Source organism: Burkholderia sp. BCC1996 (assembly GCF_905339955.1).
Classification (GTDB): Bacteria; Pseudomonadota; Gammaproteobacteria; order Burkholderiales; family Burkholderiaceae; genus Burkholderia.
In genome coordinates this window covers 351,456-374,521 of record NZ_CAJPHM010000005.1, presented here as the reverse complement: position 1 = coordinate 374,521, position 23,066 = coordinate 351,456, and the positions used below count along the sequence as shown (strand labels likewise).

Annotated in this window: 18 protein-coding genes and 3 pseudogenes; 4 read left to right on the top strand and 17 right to left on the bottom strand. The window is 60.7% G+C overall.

The genetic code is table 11. The features are described from left to right. Positions 1-121 precede the first annotated feature (121 nt). The 6 genes from U4Z64_RS09860 to U4Z64_RS09835 all read right to left on the bottom strand — a co-directional run bounded on the left by U4Z64_RS09860 (position 122) and on the right by U4Z64_RS09835 (position 7,462). Complete coding sequence (locus U4Z64_RS09860; RefSeq protein ID WP_321819853.1) at positions 122-1,372, bottom strand: MFS transporter; 1,251 nt, start codon at positions 1,370-1,372, stop codon at positions 122-124. Positions 1,373-1,752: 380 nt separating this feature from the next. After that, positions 1,753-2,958: a 3-sulfinopropanoyl-CoA desulfinase gene (gene acdA, locus U4Z64_RS09855; RefSeq protein WP_193093133.1), complete on the bottom strand. Its 1,206-nt coding sequence runs from the start codon at positions 2,956-2,958 to the stop codon at positions 1,753-1,755. Then, positions 2,931-4,166 (bottom strand): CaiB/BaiF CoA-transferase family protein, encoded by a 1,236-nt coding sequence (locus U4Z64_RS09850; RefSeq protein WP_321819852.1) that lies wholly within the window; start codon positions 4,164-4,166, stop codon positions 2,931-2,933. Before U4Z64_RS09850 ends, acdA begins: the two co-directional genes overlap by 28 nt. Before the next feature lie 240 nt (positions 4,167-4,406). Further along, positions 4,407-5,633, bottom strand: coding sequence for a MalY/PatB family protein (locus U4Z64_RS09845; protein ID WP_321819851.1), 1,227 nt, complete (start codon positions 5,631-5,633; stop codon positions 4,407-4,409). A gap of 49 nt (positions 5,634-5,682) precedes the next feature. After that, on the bottom strand, positions 5,683-6,903 hold the full coding sequence (locus tag U4Z64_RS09840; protein WP_321819850.1) for an amino acid permease: 1,221 nt from the start codon (positions 6,901-6,903) through the stop codon (positions 5,683-5,685). A 187-nt stretch (positions 6,904-7,090) separates the two neighbouring features. Continuing rightward, a complete protein-coding gene (locus tag U4Z64_RS09835) occupies positions 7,091-7,462 on the bottom strand; it encodes a PaaI family thioesterase (RefSeq protein ID WP_319017700.1) in 372 nt (123 codons plus the stop codon). A gap of 494 nt (positions 7,463-7,956) precedes the next feature. On the opposite strand from U4Z64_RS09835, the gene U4Z64_RS09830 reads away from it, so the two are divergent. Together U4Z64_RS09830 and U4Z64_RS09825 are read left to right on the top strand one after the other, a co-directional pair. Next, complete coding sequence (locus U4Z64_RS09830) at positions 7,957-8,853, top strand: LysR family transcriptional regulator (RefSeq protein ID WP_321819849.1); 897 nt, start codon at positions 7,957-7,959, stop codon at positions 8,851-8,853. 187 nt (positions 8,854-9,040) lie between these two features. Further along, positions 9,041-9,637: a cysteine dioxygenase gene (locus tag U4Z64_RS09825; protein ID WP_321819848.1), complete on the top strand. Its 597-nt coding sequence runs from the start codon at positions 9,041-9,043 to the stop codon at positions 9,635-9,637. Positions 9,638-9,904: 267 nt separating this feature from the next. Here U4Z64_RS09825 and U4Z64_RS09820 read toward each other — a convergent pair. Continuing rightward, positions 9,905-10,575: pseudogene (locus U4Z64_RS09820) on the bottom strand (SDR family NAD(P)-dependent oxidoreductase). 425 nt (positions 10,576-11,000) lie between these two features. Further along, positions 11,001-11,609 (bottom strand): helix-turn-helix domain-containing protein, encoded by a 609-nt coding sequence (locus tag U4Z64_RS09815; RefSeq protein WP_321819846.1) that lies wholly within the window; start codon positions 11,607-11,609, stop codon positions 11,001-11,003. Positions 11,610-11,716: 107 nt separating this feature from the next. On the opposite strand from U4Z64_RS09815, the gene U4Z64_RS09810 reads away from it, so the two are divergent. Beyond that, on the top strand, positions 11,717-12,466 hold the full coding sequence (locus U4Z64_RS09810; protein ID WP_193093124.1) for an SDR family oxidoreductase: 750 nt from the start codon (positions 11,717-11,719) through the stop codon (positions 12,464-12,466). 4 nt (positions 12,467-12,470) lie between these two features. Next, positions 12,471-12,720, top strand: a pseudogene (locus tag U4Z64_RS09805) (4Fe-4S dicluster domain-containing protein); the annotation flags it as partial. Positions 12,721-12,738: 18 nt separating this feature from the next. On the opposite strand, the gene U4Z64_RS09800 reads toward U4Z64_RS09805, so the two are convergent. The 9 genes and pseudogenes from U4Z64_RS09800 to U4Z64_RS09760 form a co-directional block, all read right to left on the bottom strand. Further along, positions 12,739-14,310, bottom strand: a complete 1,572-nt coding sequence (locus U4Z64_RS09800) for a methyl-accepting chemotaxis protein (RefSeq protein WP_321819845.1) — start codon at positions 14,308-14,310, stop codon at positions 12,739-12,741. Positions 14,311-14,672: 362 nt separating this feature from the next. Beyond that, positions 14,673-16,046 carry an MFS transporter gene (locus U4Z64_RS09795; protein WP_321819844.1) on the bottom strand — a complete coding sequence of 458 codons (1,374 nt, stop codon included), beginning with the start codon at positions 16,044-16,046 and terminating at the stop codon, positions 14,673-14,675. Between the two features lie 37 nt (positions 16,047-16,083). After that, the gene (locus U4Z64_RS09790; RefSeq protein ID WP_321819843.1) at positions 16,084-17,544 is read right to left on the bottom strand and encodes an NAD-dependent succinate-semialdehyde dehydrogenase; all 1,461 of its coding nucleotides are present in this window, start codon (positions 17,542-17,544) and stop codon (positions 16,084-16,086) included. Between the two features lie 104 nt (positions 17,545-17,648). Continuing rightward, the gene (locus U4Z64_RS09785; RefSeq protein WP_321819842.1) at positions 17,649-18,356 is read right to left on the bottom strand and encodes a GntR family transcriptional regulator; all 708 of its coding nucleotides are present in this window, start codon (positions 18,354-18,356) and stop codon (positions 17,649-17,651) included. An 11-nt stretch (positions 18,357-18,367) separates the two neighbouring features. Continuing rightward, positions 18,368-19,474: an ABC transporter ATP-binding protein gene (locus U4Z64_RS09780; RefSeq protein ID WP_321819841.1), complete on the bottom strand. Its 1,107-nt coding sequence runs from the start codon at positions 19,472-19,474 to the stop codon at positions 18,368-18,370. Positions 19,475-19,485: 11 nt separating this feature from the next. Beyond that, positions 19,486-20,286: an ABC transporter permease gene (locus U4Z64_RS09775; protein WP_205672899.1), complete on the bottom strand. Its 801-nt coding sequence runs from the start codon at positions 20,284-20,286 to the stop codon at positions 19,486-19,488. A gap of 1 nt (position 20,287) precedes the next feature. Next, complete coding sequence (locus U4Z64_RS09770; protein ID WP_193093110.1) at positions 20,288-21,172, bottom strand: ABC transporter permease; 885 nt, start codon at positions 21,170-21,172, stop codon at positions 20,288-20,290. A gap of 162 nt (positions 21,173-21,334) precedes the next feature. Continuing rightward, on the bottom strand, positions 21,335-22,375 hold the full coding sequence (locus U4Z64_RS09765) for an ABC transporter substrate-binding protein (protein ID WP_321819840.1): 1,041 nt from the start codon (positions 22,373-22,375) through the stop codon (positions 21,335-21,337). A gap of 176 nt (positions 22,376-22,551) precedes the next feature. Then, positions 22,552-23,004 (bottom strand): annotated as a pseudogene (locus U4Z64_RS09760) (flavin reductase); the annotation flags it as partial. Between the last annotated feature and the right edge of the window lie 62 nt (positions 23,005-23,066).

Sequence of the window (23,066 nt, the reverse complement as noted above, 5' to 3'; positions counted from 1 at the left end):
AGCATCCCCTCGATCGAGGTGAGTATTACCCAGTATCCTCGTCTATTTGTATCTACCTTTCGGAATGTACAATACGTCGCAGCGGACAACTTTTTGCTGTGAACGCAAAGCCTGCACTCGTTCAAGTTCGAATCTTACGTACGTTCGAAGTCGCGCTTGTGGACGATGGCGATTGATGCGACTCGATCTCGCTTGACTGGCTGCTCTTTCGCAACACCAAAGCAGCAAGGGACGCAACGATTCCGCCCGCGGCCAGCGGCATATACGCCCATCCCCAGTGATGAGTCCAATCGAGTGTTGCCCCGAATGTCACCGGTGCAAATGCTCCAACTCCAAACCCCAGGATCGACCTGACGCCCATCACCCGTCCCAGATACGCTGCGGGCACCTCGTCGGTCATGGCGGCCGAAAGTACGCCCGAATCGGCAAGGATGAAGAAGCTGCCGGTCGCGGCCAAAGCGATCACCCAGCCTGGCCCCCACTCTTCGGACCAGCCCATCAGCATCGAACACAACGCCCCCATTGCACCGACGCAAATGAGTACGCGCGCTCGCCCCCAGCGATCGGACAGCGCCCCGACAACTCCCGTGGCAATCATGCCCGACAGGTGAATTGTGCCGGCCACAACCAGGCTCGTCGTCATCGCGCCCAGGTTGCGCGCGTGCAGTGTTGTCGCCAGCAAGGTTGGAGTCCAGGCCCAGCTTCCCAGCAGCTCCCAGCAGTGGGCAACATAACCGACCAGAAGGCACAAAGAGGTCGTGCCAAACACGCTCCGCCACTTGAGGGGCTCGGACGACACCGACGCCTCGCTACCGTGCCGTCGATTCTCCACGCCTTTGAGAGCGATCTGGCCAGATACGGCACCGGCCAATGCACCTATCGCACAAATGGTGAACCCCGCAGCCGCGCCATAGGTGGTCGCTGCCCACATGGAAAGAAACACCGAGAGCAGATAACCCAACGAGGCTGCAGCCAGAATCTGTCCCATCCTGCGACCCCGCTCCGCTGCCGGGCTCAGTTCCGCAACGAGGAGCAGCACCGGCGCGTACGCGCCCCCTTGCGTCAGGCCGACGAACACGATCAGAGGCAGCGCGGTGTGAGGTGAGCGGGCGAAAATCGCGAAGACCATCAATGCTGCAGCACCCGCCCAAGTACTGGCCAAGTACACACGTTTTGCGCCCAGACTATCGGAAAGCCACGCGGTAACCAGGAGTGCAAGCGCATTGGACAGATTGAACGCGGTCTGAATCGAACCTGCAGTAGCGGCATCCATGTGCCATGCGGAGCGAAGTATTGGCAATGCGCCGGCAAATGCCATCGTACCCATGCACGTGCCGACACGACTGAGGCACAGAAGGAGCTGTCGATTCACGCGCACCTCCCTGTAGCACGACATCTTTGTTGCACAGAGCGATATGCACGACGGCTAGACCGAAAGCGAGACACGATAGTCGTAAGAATATTGAATTGCTTGACCCTTTGCGCATGGACAGGCCCGCGCATTAACGGTCGTGGACATGGCACATGCCATCGGAATACTGCAGCCGGTCAGCCGCCGTTCCACCATTCCTTCCATGAGATCACCTCCTCGATTGTCGACAACGTACGATGCACTCTCGATCTGCTTCCCGGGCGGACTCGGCACTGACGTCGATAGTCCGCCCGCAAGCTCACGAGCGCCGGCGCTCGGAGCCGATACCTTGAGCACACCAGGTTTCGGTTCGCGTCATCGGTGACGTAACGCGTGCTGGCTCAGGGGTTACTGCTCTGCACCGCCTTCAGAAAACCTTCACGCGTCTGCGGCAGCTTCATGCCCAGCAACGTGGCAGCGACCTGCGTGCGCAAGATCTGCGCCGTCCCGCCTGCGATGGTGAACATGCGCGCATCCCGCACGTGCCTCTCCATCGGGTTATGACGGCCATACCCGGAAGACCCATAGAACTGCAGCGAATCATTGGTGACCTTGTTGGCCGTTTCAGCCGCAAAGATCTTCGCCCGCGCTGCCTTGTCGATATCCGGAAAGTCCGCACCACTGGCGGCGGCGGAGCGCAGCAGCAATCTCGCGGCTTCCAGTTGAGTCGACATGTCGGCAAGCATCCACTGCAACCCCTGGAATTCTGCGATCGGCCGGCCAAACTGCTGCCTGGATTTGAGGTAAGCCATGCCTTCCTCGAATGCGCCTTGAGCAATACCCAGGGCAACCGTTCCCGCGCCGACACGCTGGGCGTTGTAGGCCGTCATCAAGGATGCGAACCCGCGCTTGAGACCACCGGGAGGCATCACAAGCATCGACTTGTGCACCTTGAGGTCGCGGAACTCGAGATGGGTTTCCGGAATGCCGCGCACGCCCATCGCGTAAAGCCTGCGACCAACAACGAGTTCGGCGGGTGTGTTTCCGTCTCGCACGCAGATAAATGCACCGATGCCCTGTTCGACACCATCATCGAATACCCGCGCAAAGATGAGGTGTAGCTTCGAAACGCCGCCGCCGGTAATCCAGTACTTCTCGCCATTCAGGACGTAGTCGTCCCCTTTCCTGTCGGCGCGCGTCGTCATCTCGCTGGCCGCGCTGCCGGCATCAGGCTCCGAGATGCAGATCGCCGGCTTGTCCCCCGCCAGGACGAGATCAGCCGCCACCTTCAATTGGGCCTCGGTCCCGTACTTGGCAATGGCACCGATCGCGCCCATGTTTGCCTCGACGGTGATTCGCCCCATGGTCGCGCACGCCTTGGCCATCTCTTCAATGACGACCACGGTATCCAGATAGGAAAGACCGCGTCCGCCGAGGCTCTTGGGCAACGTCATTCCCATGAATCCGGCATCGCGCAGTGTTGCGACGTTGTCCCACGGATACTGTTCGGTGAGGTCCGTATTCGCGGCAGTCGGAGCGAATACTGACTGCGCGAGTTCCCGTGCTTGCACCTGGAGATTCAGTTGTTCGGGAGTGAGGTCGTACATGGTGCCTCCTTATAAGTTTGATTGTTTTGAAGCCAATCCATCAGGACTTCTTCGGCGTGCTCGTCGAGCCGCGGCGGCGGGCGCCTGTAGCTCGGCGGCGTCGCGGACATCTTCAACGGGTTTGCGAGGAGGCGAATCTCGCCGCCCATCGCCCACTCGCACGGCATATGCAGCTCGGCACCGCGAGCCTGGACATGGGGGTCGGCGAACACGTCTTCCAGATCGTTCACCGGCCCGCACGGAACCCCGACCGCCTCGAGTTCTTGCAGCCAGGTCGCGCGCTGCTTGCCTCTCAGCGCTTTGCCCACGAGTTCACACAGTTCAATCCGATGCCGGATACGCATCGGGTTCGTCGCAAAGCGTTCATCGGATGCGAGCGCACCAATTCCTGCGACCTCGCAAAACCGGCGGAACTGTGCATCGTTTCCAACGGCGAGGATCATCGGCGAATCCGCTGTCAAGAACACCTGGTATGGGGCGATGTTCGGATGACCGTTCCCCAAACGCGACGGCACTTTCCCGTCAGCCAGATAATTTGTTCCGGCATTGACTAGCCAGGAGATCTGCGTATCGAGAAGGGCAATGTCAATATGTTGCCCTTCCCCGGTTTGCTGACGATGGTGCAAAGCGGTCAGGATGCCGACCGTGGCATACATCCCAGTCATGACATCGGCGATTCCGACACCCACCTTCATCGGCTCCCCATCCGGCACGCCGGTCAGACTCATGATTCCACCCATCCCCTGGATCAGAAAGTCGTATCCGGGTCGGGAGGCGTACGGGCCCGTTTGCCCGAAGCCGGTGACGGAGCAATAGATCAAGCGAGGATAGCGATCCTTGATTTGCTCATACGCCAGGCCGTACCTGGCGAGACCGCCCACCTTGTAGTTCTCCACCAGCACATCTGCCTGTGCAATGAGCCGATGCACAAGCTCCCTACCCGAATCGGAACCGATGTCGATCGCGATCGAACGCTTGTTGCGATTGGCCGAGAGGTAATAGGCACTTTCGTCGGTGTCCTCACCGGATGTCCCGCGCACATAGGGCGGGCCCCATTTACGCGTATCGTCGCCCTCATTGGGCTTTTCGACCTTGACGACATCCGCGCCCAGATCGCCGAGGAGTTGCGCCGCGCTCGGCCCCGCCAGGATGCGGGACAAGTCTATGACTTTGATTCCTGCCAACGCCATCTTCTGATCTGCCGTCATGCAGCACCACCGTTTGAGCGTTGTTCGGCAAACGTCATGATGCAACCATCTGACCACATGGAACCGCGCGAAAAGACAACCCGATCCATCGTCTTCCTCCTCACTCCAGTGACTTGGTTAATATCGTATGACTCACGTCTTTCACAAACAAATGAATCCGACTTCAATCACACTTCGCAAACCGGCCGTCGAGCGACGCGCAGGCCGTTGACCATCCCGTCCACACGCTGATGCGGCTACTTAGCGCGCGGCAAGTGCCCGCGAGATGCGGTCGATCGCCAGGTCCACCGTTTGCCGCGAACAGCCCAGATTTGCCCGCATGAAACCGTGCCCCTCCGCGCCAAATTTGGGTCCCTTGTCGAGCCACACCTGCGCCTTGACAAGCATGAAGTCCTCCAGCGCTTCGGGTGTCATTCCCAGCGCGCGGCAGTCCATCCATGCGAGGTAGAGCGAATCCATTTCAATCACGCTCACACCCGCATCGAGCGCGTTGATCCGATGGGCGAAGTGCTTCTGGTTCTGCGAAACGTAGGCGACGAGCGCTTCAACCCACTCCGCTCCATGCGTGAAAGCGGCTTCGGTCGCGACCATTCCCAGCAGATTGATGCGCGTGTTGTGGTTTCGGTCAATCGTCCGTACGACTTCGTCACGCTTGATCTTGTCGGCGATGAACATGTTTCCGCATTGCAGTCCCGCCAGATTGAACGTCTTGCTGGCAGAGGTGCACGTGATGCTGTTGTGCGCGAATCGCGCATCGAGCGATGCAAACGGCGTATGTTTCCTTCCTGCCGCAAGCACGAAATCGCAATGAATCTCGTCGGCCAGTACGAGCACACCATGCTTCAGGCAGATTTCGCCCATGGTGCGCAGTTCATCACCTGTCCACACATTACCCGTGGGATTGTGCGGGTTCGAGAGGATGAAAACCTTGGTGTTGTCGCGAATCGCGTCCTCGAACACCTTTGCATCGAAGCGGTATCGCACTCCATCGAACTGCAGCGGCGCCGCGGCGACGTGGCGACCATTGATCACGACGTCATTGTGAAAGTGGACGTAGACCGGCGGCTGGATCAACACCGAATCGCCAGGCTGCGAGAAGGCCTGCACGACGATCTTGATCGCCGCAACGACGCTCGCGACGGGCACGACCCACTCCGGGCGGACGTCCCAACCGAAGCGCTTGTGCTGCCATCCGGTCACCGCATCGAGGTATCCCTGCGTCGGCCCTGCGGGATAGCCGTAGACACCGTGCGACACCGCTTCGTACAACGCTTCGTTCACGGCAGGCGGCGACTTGAAATCCATGTCCGCGACCCACATCGGCAATGGCCTGGCGCGTGCCTGCTCAGCGCTCATGAAAGCAGCCGGGTCGCCCCACTTCATTGAATTGCTTCGACTGCGGTCCACAACGGTATCGAAGTCGAATCGAGGCTTGTCAGCCGGGAACATGTTCGTAACTTGAGTCATAACGTTCAACCTCACTCGGTCTTGCCTGAGCTGAAACTGCGCGGCGGAATCAGTAGCCCATCGCCTTGAGAACGGGCGACAAGCTCACGACGACACCCAACAAAAACACGAAAAACACGCGGCTAGACCGGTACTTTTCAAGCGCGGGCACCTTGTACACGAGTACGCAGGGAATGATGAACGACGCAATCCCGTAGATCGGAGATGCGAGCTGTTGCAACAGCAGAATCGAGAAGCGCGTCTGCACCCATAACCACAAGCTGAGCACGATGAATACGCACACGTAGACAGATACCACGCGGGAATCGATACGCTCTTGCGGAACGAAGCGCGTGATGATGTTCATCACCACACCTTTAATCGATTCCTCGAACCCGAGGTAGATCCCGAGAAACGCAGTGAGAATGGCGAACACGTTGAGCGCGGTTGTCATGTACAGCACACCGTTCCCGGGCATGACGCTACCCGCCAACGCCAGGGCCGAAATGTTCTGCGCTTTGGCCGAAAGCGCCTGTTCGTGCGAAATCGAAAACGAAAATGACGTAGCAAAGAAGAGCACCGCGACAACGAGTACCGCGTATGCAATACGGCTGGCTCGAATGGCTCGGTACGTCGCAACTCGCGGATCGTTCTCTACCCTGCGAAACGCAACGTTCATCGGGCTGAGGATCTGCACGAACAGGATGGAAAACAGCGTGAACGGAACGGTCAGGATGGTGTCGGCGACGAAGCGCTTGAGCTCGGGCAAGGGCGGCAAATTCGCCCGCATATCCCAATGGGGAATCATCACAATGCCGAGCAGAACGATCACGCCGAGCTTGAAGATCACCAGTGGGCCCGATACCTTGAAGATCAGCCTCTCGCCCTGTGCCGCGATCAGCACCAACCCGCTCAGGATGGCCAGCGAGAACAGCGGGCTGTCGGAAAGCAATCCCGTCGTTACGCCGAAGCTTTGCAGGTATTTGGCCGTGTCGAAGGTGACTGCCAGCGAGTACGTGAGCATGCCTTTGACGAGCATGAGGAAATACACTATGGCGAGGACGATGCCCCAGTTCTTGCCGAAGTACTGCGAGATGATTCCCGCATAGTTCTCGCATTCGTCGCTTTCGGACAGGGTCTGCAAGTAGAGCTTCTGCATCATGTACAACGCCGGGTATGCGAGCGTCACCGAGGCAGCAAACACCCACACGCCGACAATTCCGATCTGTACCGGAAGAAAGACGATGCCGGCGCCAATCGCCATGCCGATGCAAAGGATGACCCATCCCATGTCATATCGGGTGAACGGTATCCTGGTCGGAGATTCGACGGACAATCCCAAATCAGCTAGCGCACTCAATGTTGTCTCCTTTGTTTGTGAGCGGTGCAACGCGTGCAATTTCATGTACAGCGTCGACCCGTTCAGTATTTCTTATTATTTTATGAAGCAGGCTTCGGACGCCTGGAGTGGAACCCGGCTAAGCGCCGTTTTGTTCCGGCAACCGAATTGCCAGCATTTCGCCGACGGCGCATGTGACGCCATTTGCAGTCAACGTCAAGTCGATCCATGCCTTTCGCCCTTCCAGCGATCGAAGCTTGCCGGTCACGACGAGTTCGATTCCGAGCGGAGTCGGCTGCCTGAAGTCGACCTTCAGCGAGGCCGTCACGAAACGAATCGGCTGTGGACCGTCGCCGATCTCACGCCCTTCTCTCTGACAGGCAAATGCGGCGGCCGACGCAGCGCCGTGGCAGTCGAGCAGCGACGCAATCATCCCGCCGTAAACGTGATCGGGAACACCCCCGCTGTATCGGGCTTCAGGCGTGAACCTGGCGACTGTCTGGTCACCCACGAGGTGGCTCTTCAGGTGATGACCGTGCTGGTTTTGAGGTCCGCAACCATAGCAATGAGCAAACTCCGGGGAGTACAAGTCCTGTATTGCGCATGTCGACATCTGGCGCCTCCATTTTTTGAATTTGAGCCTCCAACAGCGACCCGGAACCCATTGACGGGAGCCGCTGTTGGCTGCTTTCCGATCTTGAAGTTATCGTATGTTTCATCACATTCATGAACAATTGAATTTGACCTCAAGTCATCCGATTGAACACAAACTCGGTAATTGCGCATCGCTGCTGCCTCCCCCGGGTCTGTGGAAAGCGTGCTTCGTCACCGACCGACAGCCCTGCCGATCGCTGCCGGTCTCATCCAGCTCCGGTACATTCGTTCGATCATTGCACTGGTGAAGTACATGCATCGCCGTCCATCTTGCAAGTGAACCAGTCCGGAAATAGGATTCATGTATTCGAAAATTACTTGAAGGCAAGCTCAATGACGCGTCGACCCGGCATGACCACCCCCACCCTCAGGCAGCTCGAGCTTCTGCTGGCCCTCACTTCGTCTGATGGAATAGCCGGTGCCGGAGCGAAGCTCGGCATGTCGCCGTCAGCTACCAGTCACGCATTGCGCGCACTTGAGACGGCACTTGGTACAGAACTGATCGACCGGAATGCCTCTGGCGTCGCACTGACCTATACCGGGGAACATGTCCTTCCCCATGTACGCGATGTCTTTGCGTCCCTGCAGCTGGTTCAGGCGACGGCGCTCGCCGGTGCCGAGCTGAAGACGGGCTTGCTACGCCTCGGTTCGTTCGGTGCGAGCGCCACGATCAGGGTTCTTCCGGCGCTGATAGAACGCTTCAAGGCCCGATATCCCGGTGTCGACGTCATGGTGACGGAGAAGCCGGACGAACAAACGTTACGAGATTTGATCGAGCGGCGGCTCGAACTCGCCGCAGTCACGCTTCCGAAGTCAGACTTCGATTCGCAAACGCTTGCCGTTGATGAACTCGTAGCAGTCTTACCGTCCAACCATCGTCTGGCCAAGCTGGAGGTCGTACCGCTCAAGGAACTGACAGCGGACCCTTTCATCCTGACTCGTGCCGGTTCACAGGCGCTGGTGACGAAGCTGTTCGCGAGGAACAACCTCCATCCGCGAGTGGCTTACGAACTTCTTCAGTTGATGTCGATACTCGAACTGGTCGCGAGAGGCAAGGGAGTCTCCGTCCTCGCAAAACTCGCGCTTCCGGACCGGTACGACGGCACAGTTTTCCGTCCTATTTCGCCGAGCACTTCGCGGCGTATCGGTCTGGTATGCCTGAACGAGAACCGCCTTTCTCCAGTTGCTCGTGCGTTTTGGCAAGAAACACGTCGGCATCAAACGAGCCTCAAGCCTACGACTCGCTGATCATTCGGCAGAGGGAAGGAGCGGCGCAGAGCAAGCTTGATGATTGAAATCAGATTCAATTGCTCGTGACGATTGCTGAGAGGAGAATCATCTCTAAACGCCCAACGCCGTGTCATGATGCCAAATACAAGGCTTACCGAAGAGCACTTGGGTGACCGTGACAACATCCAACATCCGGAGACATCTGATGCCTGTTTCATCCCCTCGCTTCGGGCGCTTCGTCCGCGACTTTACCCGGCTTGTTGACACCTTCTCCGGCGACGAGCACCAAATCTTGAGCACGGGGCGAGAGCTCCTTCAGGACATCGTCCGCAACGATGACTGGCTTCCCGACGAATACGCGCAGCCGCATCCTCAGTACTATCAGCAGTACCTGCTCCATGCGGATCCGGCCAACCGCTTCTCGGTGGTCAGTTTCGTTTGGGGGCCTGGCCAGCAGACCCCGATCCACAATCATACGGTCTGGGCACTGATCGGCATGCTGCGAGGCGGAGAGCGTGCCGAATCATACGAGCTGGGTCTGCCAAACTGTCCTATGCGATCACGTGGCGTGGACTATCTCGAGCCAGGCATCGTCGAAAGCATTTCTCCGCGCACGGGCGATATTCATCGGGTCTCCAACATGTATGAGGATCGCGTCTCGATCAGCGTCCATATCTATGGTGGAAACATCGGAAGGATTTCGCGTTACGTCTTCGATCCCGAAACGAGTGCGCTCAAACCCTTCGTTTCCGGTTACTCCAACGAAAGCGAGCTTTCACGACAAGACGTAAGTCATTCGTGAGTGACTGACGCGGCCATCGCGGGTTCGTACTTCAGACAGAAATCCAGGATCTGCCTCCGATCGCCCCACGCAGTCCACATCTCGCAGATTTTCGATGCGAGGTGTGGAGAGCATGTTTTTGACGCTAGGCGGACCGATCACGCTCACCGATGCCATAAATGCGGGCTCGTCGTTCGGCCGTCGCCCATGCAAGACACCGCAAACGACAAAGGTATGGCAGGTTGCGGTACTGAGGCATGCCAAGATTGCTCCTGTCGTGGAGTCAAGTCACCACGGAATATGGCCACCGTCGTCGGAAAAGGTTCCGGTCGTTCCACGCGCGTCAAGGAGCGCCAAGCGGACCGGCTCTCGTGCTGCATCCTCAACCGATCCCGCCCCTGCAGCAAAGTTGCTCAGATCCGTTGCGGTAAAGCCCGGACATGCTGCGTTGACCTTGATGCCCGTCCCTTCCAGCTCGATCGCAAACGCTTGAGTGATCGCGTTGAGCGCAGTCTTCGACGCATGGTACACCCCGACCTGGCTTCGAAATGGGTTTGATGGATCGTCCTTCAATCCAAACGAGCCAGTAGCGCTCGATATGTTGACGATACGTCCAGCCGGTGATTTGCGAAGAAGTGGCAGCATCGCCTGCGTTACCGCGACAACCCCAAACACGTTTGTCTCAAACACGATACGCAGATCGTCGGCAGCGATGCGGCTTAACCTGCCCGACTGAATAACGTCATCCAGATGAGTCCCCGGCTTCGCAGGGTTCGAGATCCCTGCGTTATTGACCAGCACGTCAAGACGTCCGAGCGTCTCGTCAATTTGCTTGGCAGCTGCGGAAATTGACAGGATTCAAGGTGCTTGTCGGAGCCTTTCGATGCCAGATCCTTGGCGATCTGAAGACCGATCCCTTTGTTTGCGCCCGTAACGAGTGCGACAGGTTTGCAATGCATGTTTGCTCCCTTCGAAACGATTATCGGTATCGACGAGCGCGGCCACAACCATAACCGGAACGCCGATCCGGTTACAGACTATACGGAACATCGTTCCGGTTATCAAGGCGATAATTGCGTGTCAGAGCAGCCAGCCATTGAAACGCATAGCAACATGTCTATATGCTCGGCGCTACCGATACCGCCCTACCGGCTACCGGACAGCATCCGACACTGTTGAAGTCAACGCCCGTATGCGAGATCACCGACGAAGAAGAGATTTCCAGGAGTTGCTCAAACATTGGGATGAAGTGAGCGCGATAGCCTGTTCACAGAGTGAAGGGATGGTTCGACGCGGAATTTGCATTTTCTAGTTCGCTGTGCCTTGGCCTATCGCCCCCACCTATAACTCTCGCCATAGCCGTTTCACAGGAGCACCCTACAAGTCAGCCTGCGCGGTAGCGCAAGCCGTCCATGAACATTCCGACCATGCGTTGCGGATCAGTAGGTTCGCCACAATGAGACGGAACACACAGCATCGCAACAGCATGGAGAAGTTCGCTCGCCTTCACACCGGCACGAACTTCCCCGGCTTCTGCCGCGGCATCCAGTAAGTCTTGAACGGCTGGCCGCAATCGCTCGTAGAAATGCGCCGGCAAACCCTTGAGGGCGGGATCGCCCGAATTCAGTGCCTCTGCAAGTCCACGATGGGTGTCGATGAATTTGACGTAATGCTCGACCCATCGCGCAAGCGCATCGGCGGGCGGGTAGCCGGCTATCAACACGGACACCGTATCAACGCACCCGTCGACCTCTTTGCGAAACACCGCAACGACGAGGTCGGCACGCGTTGGAAAATGGCGATAGAGCGTGCCGACACCGACCCCTGCACGCTCGGCGATCTCGCGCACGGATACATCGACGCCCGAACGGCTGAAGCTCTTCGCGGCAGTGCGAAGAATGGCGTCGATATTCCGCTGCGCATCGGCCCGCACGTGACGTCGCGCGTCCACGGTCGTCAGAGCACTCTTCAATCTCTTTTCGTTGTCTGCCAATTCTGCCTCTTGATAAACGGAGCGATGTTCCGTATATTACAAACGGAACTATGTTCCACATATAGCGCAAATGCGCGACTTTGTCTATTTTCGTTCGGAGATTGAGTATGCATGACACTCCCGTTGCCCTCATTACCGGAGCCAACAAGGGAATCGGCCTGCAGATCGCCAAGGATCTTGCCAAGAACGGCTTCACTGTTTTACTCGGCTCGCGCCAGCTTGAGGCAGGCGAAGCCGTTGTCAAGAGCGTCGGCACCAATGCGGACGTGGTTCAACTCGACGTTACCGACCCGGAGTCCATCGCAGTAGCGGCACGATATATCCGTCAAACGTATGGACGGCTCGATGTTCTCGTGAACAATGCGGGAATCTCTCACGCCGGTCCGTCAACCCGGACGCCTGAACAAATGATGGGGGAAACGTATCTATCGGTCGTCGATATGGACGAATTGCGAGCGGTATACGAAACCAACGTCTTCGGCGTCATCGCTGTCACACAGGTCATGTTGCCGCTACTTCGCGAAGCGCCCGAAGGCAAAATTGTCAACATATCGAGCATCACCGGCTCGTTGACGCAAAATGCAGATCCTTCGAACCCGTTCCGCCGCTATGCCGGAACCTACTCTTCATCGAAAACGGCTCTGAATGCGGTCACACAGGCGTTCGCAATCGAGCTTCAGGACACCAACATCAAGGTAAATGCCGTATGCCCGGGGTTCACGGCCACCGACAACAATAAATTCATCGGGCCCGGTACAGTCGAGGAAGCTGCGCGTGAGCCCGTCCGACTGATTTTGCTTGGCCGTGATTGTCCGATGGGCGGCTTCACAAACGTCGAGGGTCCGCTCCCGTGGTGAACTGCCGGCCCGGCCGACGCTGAAGGATGCAACGTCCGGTGAACATGAACCTGCGTACGTATGCTGGGCCGGAGGGTCGATTCTGCTCTGCAGACGTGTACGAATTCGTGAAGAACGACGACGGCAGCGACCGCCTCGTGATCAACGCGCAGAACTGCGTGCACTGCAAGAGCTGCGACATCAAGGACCCGACGCAGAACATCGCGTGGGTCACACCCGAAGGCGGCGGCGGGCCGAATTATCCAGGCATGTGACGTTGAGTTCGCTCAATTTTATGCAGACGATTCGCTCTCGGAGACCTTGAATACCGAGACAGCATCGCTCAGATTCATTGCCTGCTCTTCCAGCGAATGTGCCGCTGCTGCTGCCTGCTCGACGAGAGCCGCATTCTGCTGTGTGACCGTATCCATCTGCACGACGGCCTGATTGACCTGTTCGATCCCGCAGCTCTGCTCGTCCGAAGCAGCAGCGATCTCGCCGACGATTTCGGACACCTGCTTAATCGCCTGCTTGACTTGCCCCATCGTCCCGCCGACGTCCGTCGCCTGCTTCGCACCGTCCTGGATCATGGCAACGGACGTGCTGATCAGTTCCTTGATTTCTTTCGCAGCTGAAGCAGAGCGCTGTGCCAGACTGCGCACTTCGCTCGCAACCACAGCGAAGCCGCGCCCCTGCTCGCCAGCGCGGGCAGCCTCGACGGCAGCGTTAAGTGCAAGGATGTTCGTCTGGAAGGCAATGCTCTCGATAGTTCCGGTGATTTCCGAAATCTTGGTCGAACTGTCACGGATCTCACCGATAGTCTGAACCATACTTTGCACGGCATCGTTGCCCATATCGGCCACGTCGGTCGCACGCATTGCCAGTGCGTTGGCCTGGCGTGCGTTATCTGCATTCTGCTTCACTGTTTCAGTGAGTTGCGTCATGCTGGAAGCAGTTTCTTCGAGCGAGGCCGCCTGTTCCTCGGTTCGACTGGAAAGATCGATATTGCCCGCCGCGATCTGAGACGTGCCGTCTTTTACCGCCTGACACCCGGATCGAACCTTCTCGATAATGGAGAGGAGCGACAGTTGCATCTGCTGAATCGCATGCAGCAACCGCCCCGTTTCATCCATGCCATATGTTCTGACCGCCCTATCGAGATGGCCATTTGCTACCATCTCCGCGGCTTGCACCGCTTGGGCTAGCGGATCGCGGATATTTCGTGCCAGCCATCGCCCTGCAAATACGGCTGCGACCACTGCACCGGTTGATGCAAGCAGCATGCTGATCGAAATCGTGAACCCGAACGCATCGAGTTCGGCTTGCCGTTTGATCACCTGCGCTGTTTCGTACTGTTCCAGCCTCGCAATTGACCCTACAAGCGCGTCGGTGCCCAAATATGAGCCAAAACTTTCCGTAAGTTCGGAGAGGTCACTGATGTTCGAACTGTATGCATCGACCTTGGCTCGCATCGCGAAGAGCGGATCGACCACCTTGCGTTTCCATGCGTTGTAGTTGGCGATGCTATCGTCAACCAGCCTGTCGCGCGCACCATCCCCTTCCAGCGCCTTGATGTCGAGTAGTCTTCGCCTGAAGTCGTTGATGTGTTCTGTTTTCCACTTTTTGTGACCGGGTTGGCCGTTCAAGTTGTTCGCAAGCACTGCCCAGATGATATTGAGATAGTCGGTGTCGCCGTCCTTGATCAGTTTCAGCGCCTGTTCGGACAATGCAACCTGCTTTTCCTTCTCGGCAATCGCCTGGACGCTGTAGAAACAGACACCCGAACTGGTCAGGAACATGAGAATTAAGCTCGCAAACGCAATGGTGAGCTTCATCCCGATTGATAGATCGCCGGTCTTCTTCATTTGTCGTCCTCGCCCCGTTGGTATGCCATATTACGGCGCGTAACGACACTACTTTAGCCCCACATGGTTCCGGACGACCAATATTCACAAACCTAATTGTGATTGTGTCCGCATAGAAACGCTGAAGTGGCTGTCGCAGTTTGCGCCGGACATGAAGGGGCCCCGATCCGGACGCGCGCCGGCTGCGTTTTCTGGTCGTTCGCCACGTCCCCAGACACTGTCGGAACCAAGGCAATGCTCCCTTGATGCAATGGCGGAAACGCCCGTTGGCGTTCACCCAGAGTCGACGCGCGCGAACCTGTAGCGGGTCAAAACTCGGTAATCGCCAACAGGAAACGCCTACCACTTCCACACGAGGGCTTTCATGGCACGACGAGGACAGCGACGGCAGCCGCCACCCCGGCACCAGCAAATGCGTAAAAGTTCCAAGGCAACGGCGCCCCGGCTTGCGCGAGCCATCCGCCGATCAACGGCCCCGCGATCGCACCGAACCGGCCGATTCCCAGCGCCCACCCGATCCCGGTCGCCCGGTTGTGCGGCGGGTAATACCGCGTGATGAATGCGCCGAGCAGCATGGTATTGCCGATCGTGCCGACTCCGGCGATGCCGACGAGCACATAGGTCTGCACCGTGCCGTGAGCGAACGGCAGCGCGCACAGGCTCGCAGCCGCCAGCAGATAGAGCACGCTGACGACCGGCCGCGAACCCAGGCGGTCGGCCACCACCCCGCCGGCGAGCGAACCCAGCGCCGCGGTCGCATTGAGCATGACGAGCAACCCGAGGCTCGACCCGAGCGCGAAACCGGACTTTCGCATCAATTGCGGCAGCCACGTGCTCAATCCATAGAGCAGCAGCAGGCCCATGAACATCGCGACCCAGAACGCGAGAGTTGCGCGTAGCGTCGACGCTTCGAACAATGACCGGACCGGCGCGGCCGCTTCTCGATCGCCGGCGATGCGATCGTGCATTGCCCGCTCGTCGGACTGCCCGTTCGCCAGAGCATCGAGTGCCGGATGTCGAATCGCCAGCGTTCGTGCGAGCACTCGCGCGTCGCCCACCCGATTCCTGGCCAGCAGAAAATCCAGCGATTCAGGCACATAGCGCGCCGCCAGCAGCACGATGAGCAGCGGCGTGGCACCAAGCCCGAACAGCAGCCGCCAGCCGTACAATGGCAGCCAGTTCATCGCGAGCAGCGCAACCAGGATGCCGCCAACTGAATATCCGGTGTAGATCAACGCATAGTTGAACGATCGACGCCCGGGTGGCGAATACTCGACGGTAAGCGCCGCCGCGGTCGGCACCACGCCGCCGAGCCCCAGCCCGCCGACGACGCGCGCAACGACGAACCACATCGGCGTGGGCGCGAGCGCGGCGGCGGCCATCATCGCGGAAAACAACGTCACGCTGCCGAGCAGCATCCGGCGCCTGCCGATGAGGTCGCTCAACGTACCGGCGCCCATCGCGCCGAGCATCATGCCCACGAGCGAGCAACTGGCAATCGCGCCGAGCTGGAACGGCGACAACGACCAGTCGGTGCCGTGTGTGAGCATCGGGAGCACGGCGCCATAGATCGCGACGTCGTAACCTTCAGCGAGGATCATCGCGAGGCAGATCGACACGACGCTCCGTGTCACCCGGGCAGGTATCGCGATGCCTGCAACCTCGCCTGCATTGAAGACCGTGTGCCCGGTGCGATCGCGCGTGAGCTCGGCGTTTCTGGACGACCACGTATTCATGTCAGCATGCCCCTTTTTCAGTCAAACGAACCGACGATCAGACCGCCATGCACAGGTACTTGATGACCAGGTAATCGTCGATGCCGTAGTGCGATCCTTCGCGGCCGAGCCCCGATTGCTTGACACCGCCGAACGGCGCGACCTCGTTCGAGATGAGCCCCGTATTGATGCCGACCATCCCGTATTCGAGCTGCTCGGCCACCCGCCACACGCGCCCGATATCGCGGCTGTAGAAGTATGCGGCAAGCCCGAATTCGGTGTCGTTGGCGAGCTTCACGACCTCGTCGTCGCTCGAGAAGCGGAACAGCGGCGCGAGCGGCCCGAACGTCTCTTCTCGCGCGACGTCCATCTGCGCAGTGGCATTCAGAAGCACGGTCGGTTCGAAGAACCCGTGTCCGAGCGCATGTCGCTTGCCACCTGTGGCGAGCGTCGCACCCTTGGCGAGTGCGTCTACGATATGTGCCTCGACCTTGCCTAGCGCCGCGTCGTTGATCAGCGGCCCGAGGGTCACGCCGCCTTCGGTGCCGTGCCCGACCTTCAGGCCCTGCACCGCAGCCACCAGCTTCGCGGCGAACGCGTCGTACACGCGGTCGTGTACGTAGAAGCGATTGGTGCACACGCACGTCTGTCCGTTGTTGCGGTACTTGGACGCGATCGCTCCTTCGACGGCGGCATCAAGATCGGCATCGTCGAACACGATGAACGGCGCGTTCCCGCCGAGCTCGAGCGTCACCTTCTTCACGGTGGGCGCGCTTTGCGCCATCAGCAGCCTCCCCACACCGGTCGATCCGGTAAACGACAGCTTGCGCACCACGGGACTGCTTGTCATCACGCCGCCGATCGCCTTCGGGTCGCCGGTAATGATGTTGAGCACGCCGTTCGGCACCCCCGCGCGCTCGGCAAGCACCGCGAGTGCAAGCGCCGAAAACGGCGTGGCTTCGGCCGGCTTGACGACGATCGGGCAGCCGGCCGCAAGTGCTGGCCCAACCTTACGCGTGATCATCGCGTTCGGGAAATTCCACGGCGTGATCGCCGCGCATACGCCGATCGGCTCCTTGACGACCACGAGGCGCTTATCGGACGCGGGCGTCGCGAGCGTTTCGCCGGCCACGCGCTTGCCCTCTTCCGCGAACCATTCGATGAACGACGCGCCGTAGACGATTTCACCCTTCGCTTCGGCCAGTGGCTTGCCCTGCTCGGCAGTGAGGATCAGCGCGAGATCATCGGCGTTTTCGATCATGAGCTCGTACCAGCGGCGCAGGACGCGCGCGCGCTCCTTCGCCGTCTTCGCACGCCACGTCGGCCATGCGGCATTCGCGGCGTCGATCGCGCGCGACGTCTCCGCCGCCCCCATCGACGGCACGCTGCCGAGCGTTGCGCCCGTCGCCGGGTCGAGCACGTCGAAGCGCCCGCCCGAGTCGGCGTCGCACCATTGCCCGTCCACAAAAGCCTGCTGACGCAAGAGCGCCGGATCCTTCAACAGCGTGTTCAATTTCACGATCGTTCCTTCCGGGATAAAAATGCATGAGGCGACCCGAGTACGACTCGGGCCGCGAATACAGTGAATGTCGAATTGCGGCCGGCAGTGACTCCGCGGCGTCTCTATCCGGCCTGCCGCCAGGAAGCGCTCTCGTGACCATGGGTCAGCAGCTTGCGCGCGATCTCGGCCACCCTGGCCACATGCGCGACGGCTGCGTTGCGCGCCGCCACCCCGTTGCCGGCCGCGATGCCCGCGAGAATCGCGTGCATCTCCTCGACCGCCTGGTGCCCGCGATCGTCGGACGCAATCGTCAGCGCACGCAACCGGTTGATCCGCGCGATTAGCGTCTGCACGATCTCCCACGCGACGTGCTTTCTTCCGGCGTTGAACATGCGCTCGTAGAACGCCGACGTGAGCGCCTTCACCGCCTGATGGTCCTGTGCGTCGAACGCTTGGCGGATCTGGTCGATATACGCGGCCAGCTCGGCGACGAGCAATTCGTCCGCATGCTGCGCACAGGCCATCGCGGCCTCGCCTTCCAGCAACGCGCGTATTTCGTAGATCTCGGCGGCCGTGTCGAAATCGAGAACCGCGACGATCGGCCCCTGGTTCGGTATCGAGTCGACGAGGCCTTCCGTTTCCAGATGCCGCAGGACCTCTCGCACGACGGTTCGGCTCACGCCCAGGATCTCGCAAAGCGAGCGCTCGACCAGCCGCTCGCCCGGCTGGAAATGCGCGTCCAGGATCGCGGTACGCATCTTCTCGAGCGCAAGCTCGCGCAGCGTCGCGGTGGGCCGCTGGACTTTCAGGGACGGCAGTGCGGGATTCATGGCTGCCGCCGTCAGGCCTGCGCGAACAGGCGCACGTCGCGTGCGTCCCAGTCGACGAGTGCCTGCGCACCGATCACGATGCCGTTGTCGTGCCGATGGGCGGCCGGCATGCGGATCGAGATTTCCTGCTGCCACGGGGTCGCGACCGCGTAGTGCATCGCATCGCCGAGATAGGTAACGTCGCGCACGGTCACGGGCAGGCCCGCGGTGCCGTTCGAACCGTTCGACCCGCCGGCGCGTTGCAGCGAGCTGATGCGCATCTGTTCCGGGCGGATCATCAGCGCGCCTTCGTCGCCGGTGGCGAGCGTCGGGTGGAACAGGTCGGACGGCATTTCGAGGCCGTTGGGCAACACGCCGCCGATACGGCCGTCGCCGTGCTTCGTCACCTTGACCGGCAGGAAATTCGAATTGCCGATGAAGCTCGCGACAAAACGCGACGCCGGATTCGCATAAAGCTCCTCGCCGGTGCCGACCTGCTCGATGCGCCCCTGGTTGAACACGGCGATGCGGTCGGACAGGCGCAGCGCCTCTTCCTGGTCGTGCGTGACGTACAGGATCGTCACGCCGGTTTCCTGGTGAATGCGGCGCAATTCCAGCTGGATTTCCTCGCGCAGCTTCTTGTCGAGCGCGGAGAGCGGCTCGTCCATCAGCAGCACCGGCGGATCGTAAGCCAGCGCACGCGCGATGGCGACGCGCTGCTGTTGCCCGCCCGAGAGCTGCGCGGGCATGCGGTCGCGGCATTCGGACAGGTGCACGAGTTTCAGCATTTGCTCGACCTTCGCGCGCACTTCGGCATCGGGCCGGCGGCGCACGCGCAGCGGGAACGCGACGTTCTCGCCGACAGTCAGGTGCGGGAACAGCGTGTAGCGCTGAAACACCATGCCGATGTTGCGCTGGTTCGGCGCGACCGACAGCAGCGGCTTGCCGTCGAGCAGCACGCGGCCGTCGGTCGGCTCCTGGAAGCCCGCGACGATATAGAGCGTCGTGCTCTTGCCCGAACCCGACGGCCCGAGGAAGGTCATGAATTCGCCCTTCCGAATGTCGAGCGACACCTGGTCGATCGCGACGACGTCGCCGTAGGTCTTGCGCAGGCGCTGGATTTGCAGGAATGCAGTCATGGCGTGTTACCTCAGTTAGCGCGTGCGCGGCGCACTAGGGCGCCCGCCAGCATCAATACGGTTGTCAGTGCGACGAGCAGCGACGACGCGGCCGCGACGACGGGTGTCAGGTCTTGCCGCAATGTCGCCCAGATCCGCACGGGCAGCGTTTGCAGCGTCGGGCTCGACATGAAGATCGACACCACGACTTCGTCCCACGACGCGAGGAACGCGAAGATCGCGGCGGCGAACAACCCGAGTCGGATCGCGGGAAGCGTGACGCGCAGCTTCACGGTGAGCGGCGACGCGCCGCAGATCAGCGCGGCGTCTTCGAGCGCGGTGTCGAAGCTCACGAGCGAGTTGCTGATCGAGATGATCGAAAACGGCAGCGCGATGATCAGGTGGCCGATCACGAAGCCTGTCATCGTCCCGTTCAGGCCGATGCGCAGGAAGAACGCATAGAGCGCGACGGCGAGCACGACGACGGGCAGCACCATCGGCGTCAGGAAGAAGCCCCGCACGGCCTCGCGGCCGCGAAACTTGCCGCGCACGAGCGCCAGCGACGCGAGAAACCCGATCGCGACCGACAGCGCCGTGACGATCACCGCGAGCTTCGCGCTGGTCATCAACGAGTCGATCCAGCCGGCATCGGTAAACAGCTGCCGGTACCATTCGAGCGTCCAGCCCGGCGGCGGGAAGATGAGCCACTGCGAATCGCCGAACGACAGCGCGACAATGAAGAAGATCGGCAACAGCAGGAACAACGCAACGGCCGCGCCCACGGCCACGAGGATCCAGCGCAGCGCGCCCAGGCGATCGAAATCGAGCAGCATCTCAGCGACCTCCGGTGGTAGCTTGCGCGCGGTTGGTAAAACGCAGCTGCAACGCATAAAGCGCGAGCGTCACGGCGAGCAGCACGAATGCCGCGGCTCCCGCAAGGCCCCAGTTCAGCAGTTCCTGCACGAGCTGCGCGATGAGTTCCGCGAGCATCATGTAGGACGGGCCGCCCAGCAGCGTCGGGGTGACGAAGTAGCCGAGCGCCATCACGAACACCATCAGCGCGCCCGATGCGACACCGGGCATCGCGAGCGGCACGAGGATGCGCCAGAACGCCTGCCAGCGGCTCGCGCCGCACACGGCGGCGGCGCGCAGCGTCGACGGGTCGATGCCGCGCAGCGTCGCGTGCAGCGGCATCACGAGGAACGGCAGCATGATGTAGGTCATGCCGATGGTCACGCCGGTCAGGTTGTTCACGAGCGCCAGCGGCTCGTGAATCACGCCGATCGCCATCAGCGCGCGGTTGATCGGCCCCGTCCCCTGCAGCAGCACCATCCACGCGAAGGTCCGCGCGAGCAGGTTGGTCCACATCGACAGCAGCAGGATCGCGAACAGCACGGCACTGAGCTTGCGCGGCGCGATCGCGAGCAGCCACGCCATCGGGAAGCCGACCAGCAGCGTGACGAGCGTCACGACCGTCGCGACGAGAAACGTATTGCCGAACACGCGCACGTAGGTCGTCGAGCCGAGCAGTTGCTCATAGTTGTGCAATCCGGGCGTCGGCTCGAGCACGCTGCGCAGCAGCAGCGACAGCACGGGCAGCAGGAAGAAAATCACGAGCAGCAGCATCGCGGGCGTCAGCAGCCGGATGCTGCGCCAGTCGCGCCGCTTGCGCGCGGCCGCCAAGGGCGGATGTGCGACGGTACTCAATACGTTGGGCATGGTGTCTCCTTTGTCGGCCAGGGCCGGCGTTTCAGCGCCCTTCAGCGCCCGCCACCCATGGCCCCATGCAGATGCGTTGCTCGGCCGGCTCGGTCCGATTCGATTCGATTCGATTCGCGATCCTGATCGGAACGCGTGCCGGCACCCTGCTTCCGGGCCTGCTTACTTCGATTGCCACGCGTACCAGCGCTTCGCGATCGCGTCGCGGTTCTCGGCCCAGTACTTCATGTCGAGATTGATCTGCGAGCTCTTGTACTGGTCGGGCAGCGTCTTCGCGATGGCCGGCGGCATCAGCGCGGCCGACTTAACGTTGATCGGCGCATAGCCGGTATCGGCCGCGAATTTCGCCTGGGACTGCGCGCTCGTCGCGGCGGCGAGGAACTTCATCGCCGCGTCGCGATGCTTCGCACCCTTCGGGATCACGAGCATGTCGGCTGCGGTCAGGTTCTGGTTCCACGACATGCCGACCGGCACGCCGGTCTGCGCAAGCGCATGCAGGCGGCCGTTCCAGAACATGCCGACTGGCGCCTCGCCCGACGCGAGCAGCTGCTGCGACTGCGCACCGCCGCTCCACCAGACGATTTCGCCCTTGATCGAATCGAGCTTCTTGAACGCGCGATCGAGATCGAGCGGATACAGCTTGTCGGGTGCGACGCCGTCGGCGAGCAGCGCGATTTCGAGCACGCCCGGCGCCGACCACTTGTAGAACGTGCGCTTGCCCGGGAAGCGCTTGGTATCGAACAGGTCGGCCCAGTTCTGCGGCTGCGCGCCCGTGTACTTCGCCTTGTTGTAGCCAAGCACGAACGAGTAATAGAAGCTGCCCACCGCGGAAGGCGTCGCGAAGCGCGGATCCAGGTCGGCCTTCTTCACCACGCCGTAGTCGATCGGCTCGATCAGGCCGGCCTTCTCCGCTGCGTACGCGAAGTCACCTTCGACGTCGACCACGTCCCAGCTGACATTGCCGCTGTCGACCATCGCCTTGAGCTTGCCGTAGTCGGTCGGCCCGTCCATCAGCACGCTGACGCCGCTCGCCTGCGTGAACGGCTGTGCCCAGTCCTTCTGTTGCGACGACTGGGTCGTGCCGCCCCAGCTCGTGAAGACGATCTGATCCGCGGCCATTGCCGGCACGGCGCACAGCGCGACCAACGGGGCGATACGGACGAGGCGCGATGCTGCGAAACGCGGGATGCTTCTGCTGCTCATGGTCTCTCTCCAGTGAAACGGGTGCGGGTTGCGGCTACCGGGACGGCGGCCATCCGAATACGCGTGTTCAGGCCGGCAGCATCAGCGCGCCGGCTTCTCGATCTTGTCGTTCATCGCCGCGCGACGTTGGCGTCGAGAGCCACCCGCGCGCGGCACGTCGGCTCCAGGCGGCGCCGTCAGTGCGCGAATGCGAGCGGCTGCACCGTGCCGGCTTCCGTGTCGCCGACATAGATGCCGTATGCGTCCTGCCGGCGTTCGCGCACGTAGCGCTCGAGCATCGAACGCACGGCGGTGTCGGTGATTTCGTCCCACGGCACTTGCCAGAGCGGCACGATGCGAATGCTGCTATCGAACCACGGCGATGCGGTCGGAATCACGCGACCGCGGTAATAGATATGGACGCCCGGCTCGCGCTTGCCGGTCGCCTCGAATACGGCAAACAGGAAGTCGAGATGCGCATTGAGGCCGAGCTTCGCGAGCACGCCGCACAGGCTCGCCGCGTCGCTCGCAGGTTCGAGCCGGGTGCCGGTCGGCAAGCGCAGCCCTTCCGGCGTATCGACGAGCACCAGCCCGTCGCGATGTTCGAGGATCGCGCCCACATGGGCACGCTCCCCGGCAGCGGACAACGCGCGACGGAATCCGAGCGTATTGAATGCCTGTTGCTGCGCGGTTGGTCCGGTCATCGACTCAG

Bases quoted from the DNA above. Each gene is read 5' to 3' on its own strand.
- U4Z64_RS09780 (WP_321819841.1), bottom strand. From the start codon at position 19,474: ATGACTGCATTCCTGCAAATCCAGCGCCTGCGCAAGACCTACGGCGAC.
- U4Z64_RS09850 (WP_321819852.1), bottom strand. From the start codon at position 4,166: ATGACGGCAGATCAGAAGATGGCGTTGGCAGGAATCAAAGTCATAGAC.
- U4Z64_RS09825 (WP_321819848.1), top strand. From the start codon at position 9,041: ATGCCTGTTTCATCCCCTCGCTTCGGGCGCTTCGTCCGCGACTTTACC.
- U4Z64_RS09810 (WP_193093124.1), top strand. From the start codon at position 11,717: ATGCATGACACTCCCGTTGCCCTCATTACCGGAGCCAACAAGGGAATC.
- U4Z64_RS09775 (WP_205672899.1), bottom strand. From the start codon at position 20,286: ATGCTGCTCGATTTCGATCGCCTGGGCGCGCTGCGCTGGATCCTCGTG.
- U4Z64_RS09800 (WP_321819845.1), bottom strand. From the start codon at position 14,310: ATGAAGAAGACCGGCGATCTATCAATCGGGATGAAGCTCACCATTGCG.
- U4Z64_RS09765 (WP_321819840.1), bottom strand. From the start codon at position 22,375: ATGAGCAGCAGAAGCATCCCGCGTTTCGCAGCATCGCGCCTCGTCCGT.
- U4Z64_RS09845 (WP_321819851.1), bottom strand. From the start codon at position 5,633: ATGACTCAAGTTACGAACATGTTCCCGGCTGACAAGCCTCGATTCGAC.
- U4Z64_RS09785 (WP_321819842.1), bottom strand. From the start codon at position 18,356: ATGAATCCCGCACTGCCGTCCCTGAAAGTCCAGCGGCCCACCGCGACG.
- U4Z64_RS09840 (WP_321819850.1), bottom strand. From the start codon at position 6,903: ATGGGATGGGTCATCCTTTGCATCGGCATGGCGATTGGCGCCGGCATC.
- U4Z64_RS09830 (WP_321819849.1), top strand. From the start codon at position 7,957: ATGACCACCCCCACCCTCAGGCAGCTCGAGCTTCTGCTGGCCCTCACT.
- U4Z64_RS09795 (WP_321819844.1), bottom strand. From the start codon at position 16,046: ATGAATACGTGGTCGTCCAGAAACGCCGAGCTCACGCGCGATCGCACC.
- U4Z64_RS09770 (WP_193093110.1), bottom strand. From the start codon at position 21,172: ATGCCCAACGTATTGAGTACCGTCGCACATCCGCCCTTGGCGGCCGCG.
- acdA (WP_193093133.1), bottom strand. From the start codon at position 2,958: ATGTACGACCTCACTCCCGAACAACTGAATCTCCAGGTGCAAGCACGG.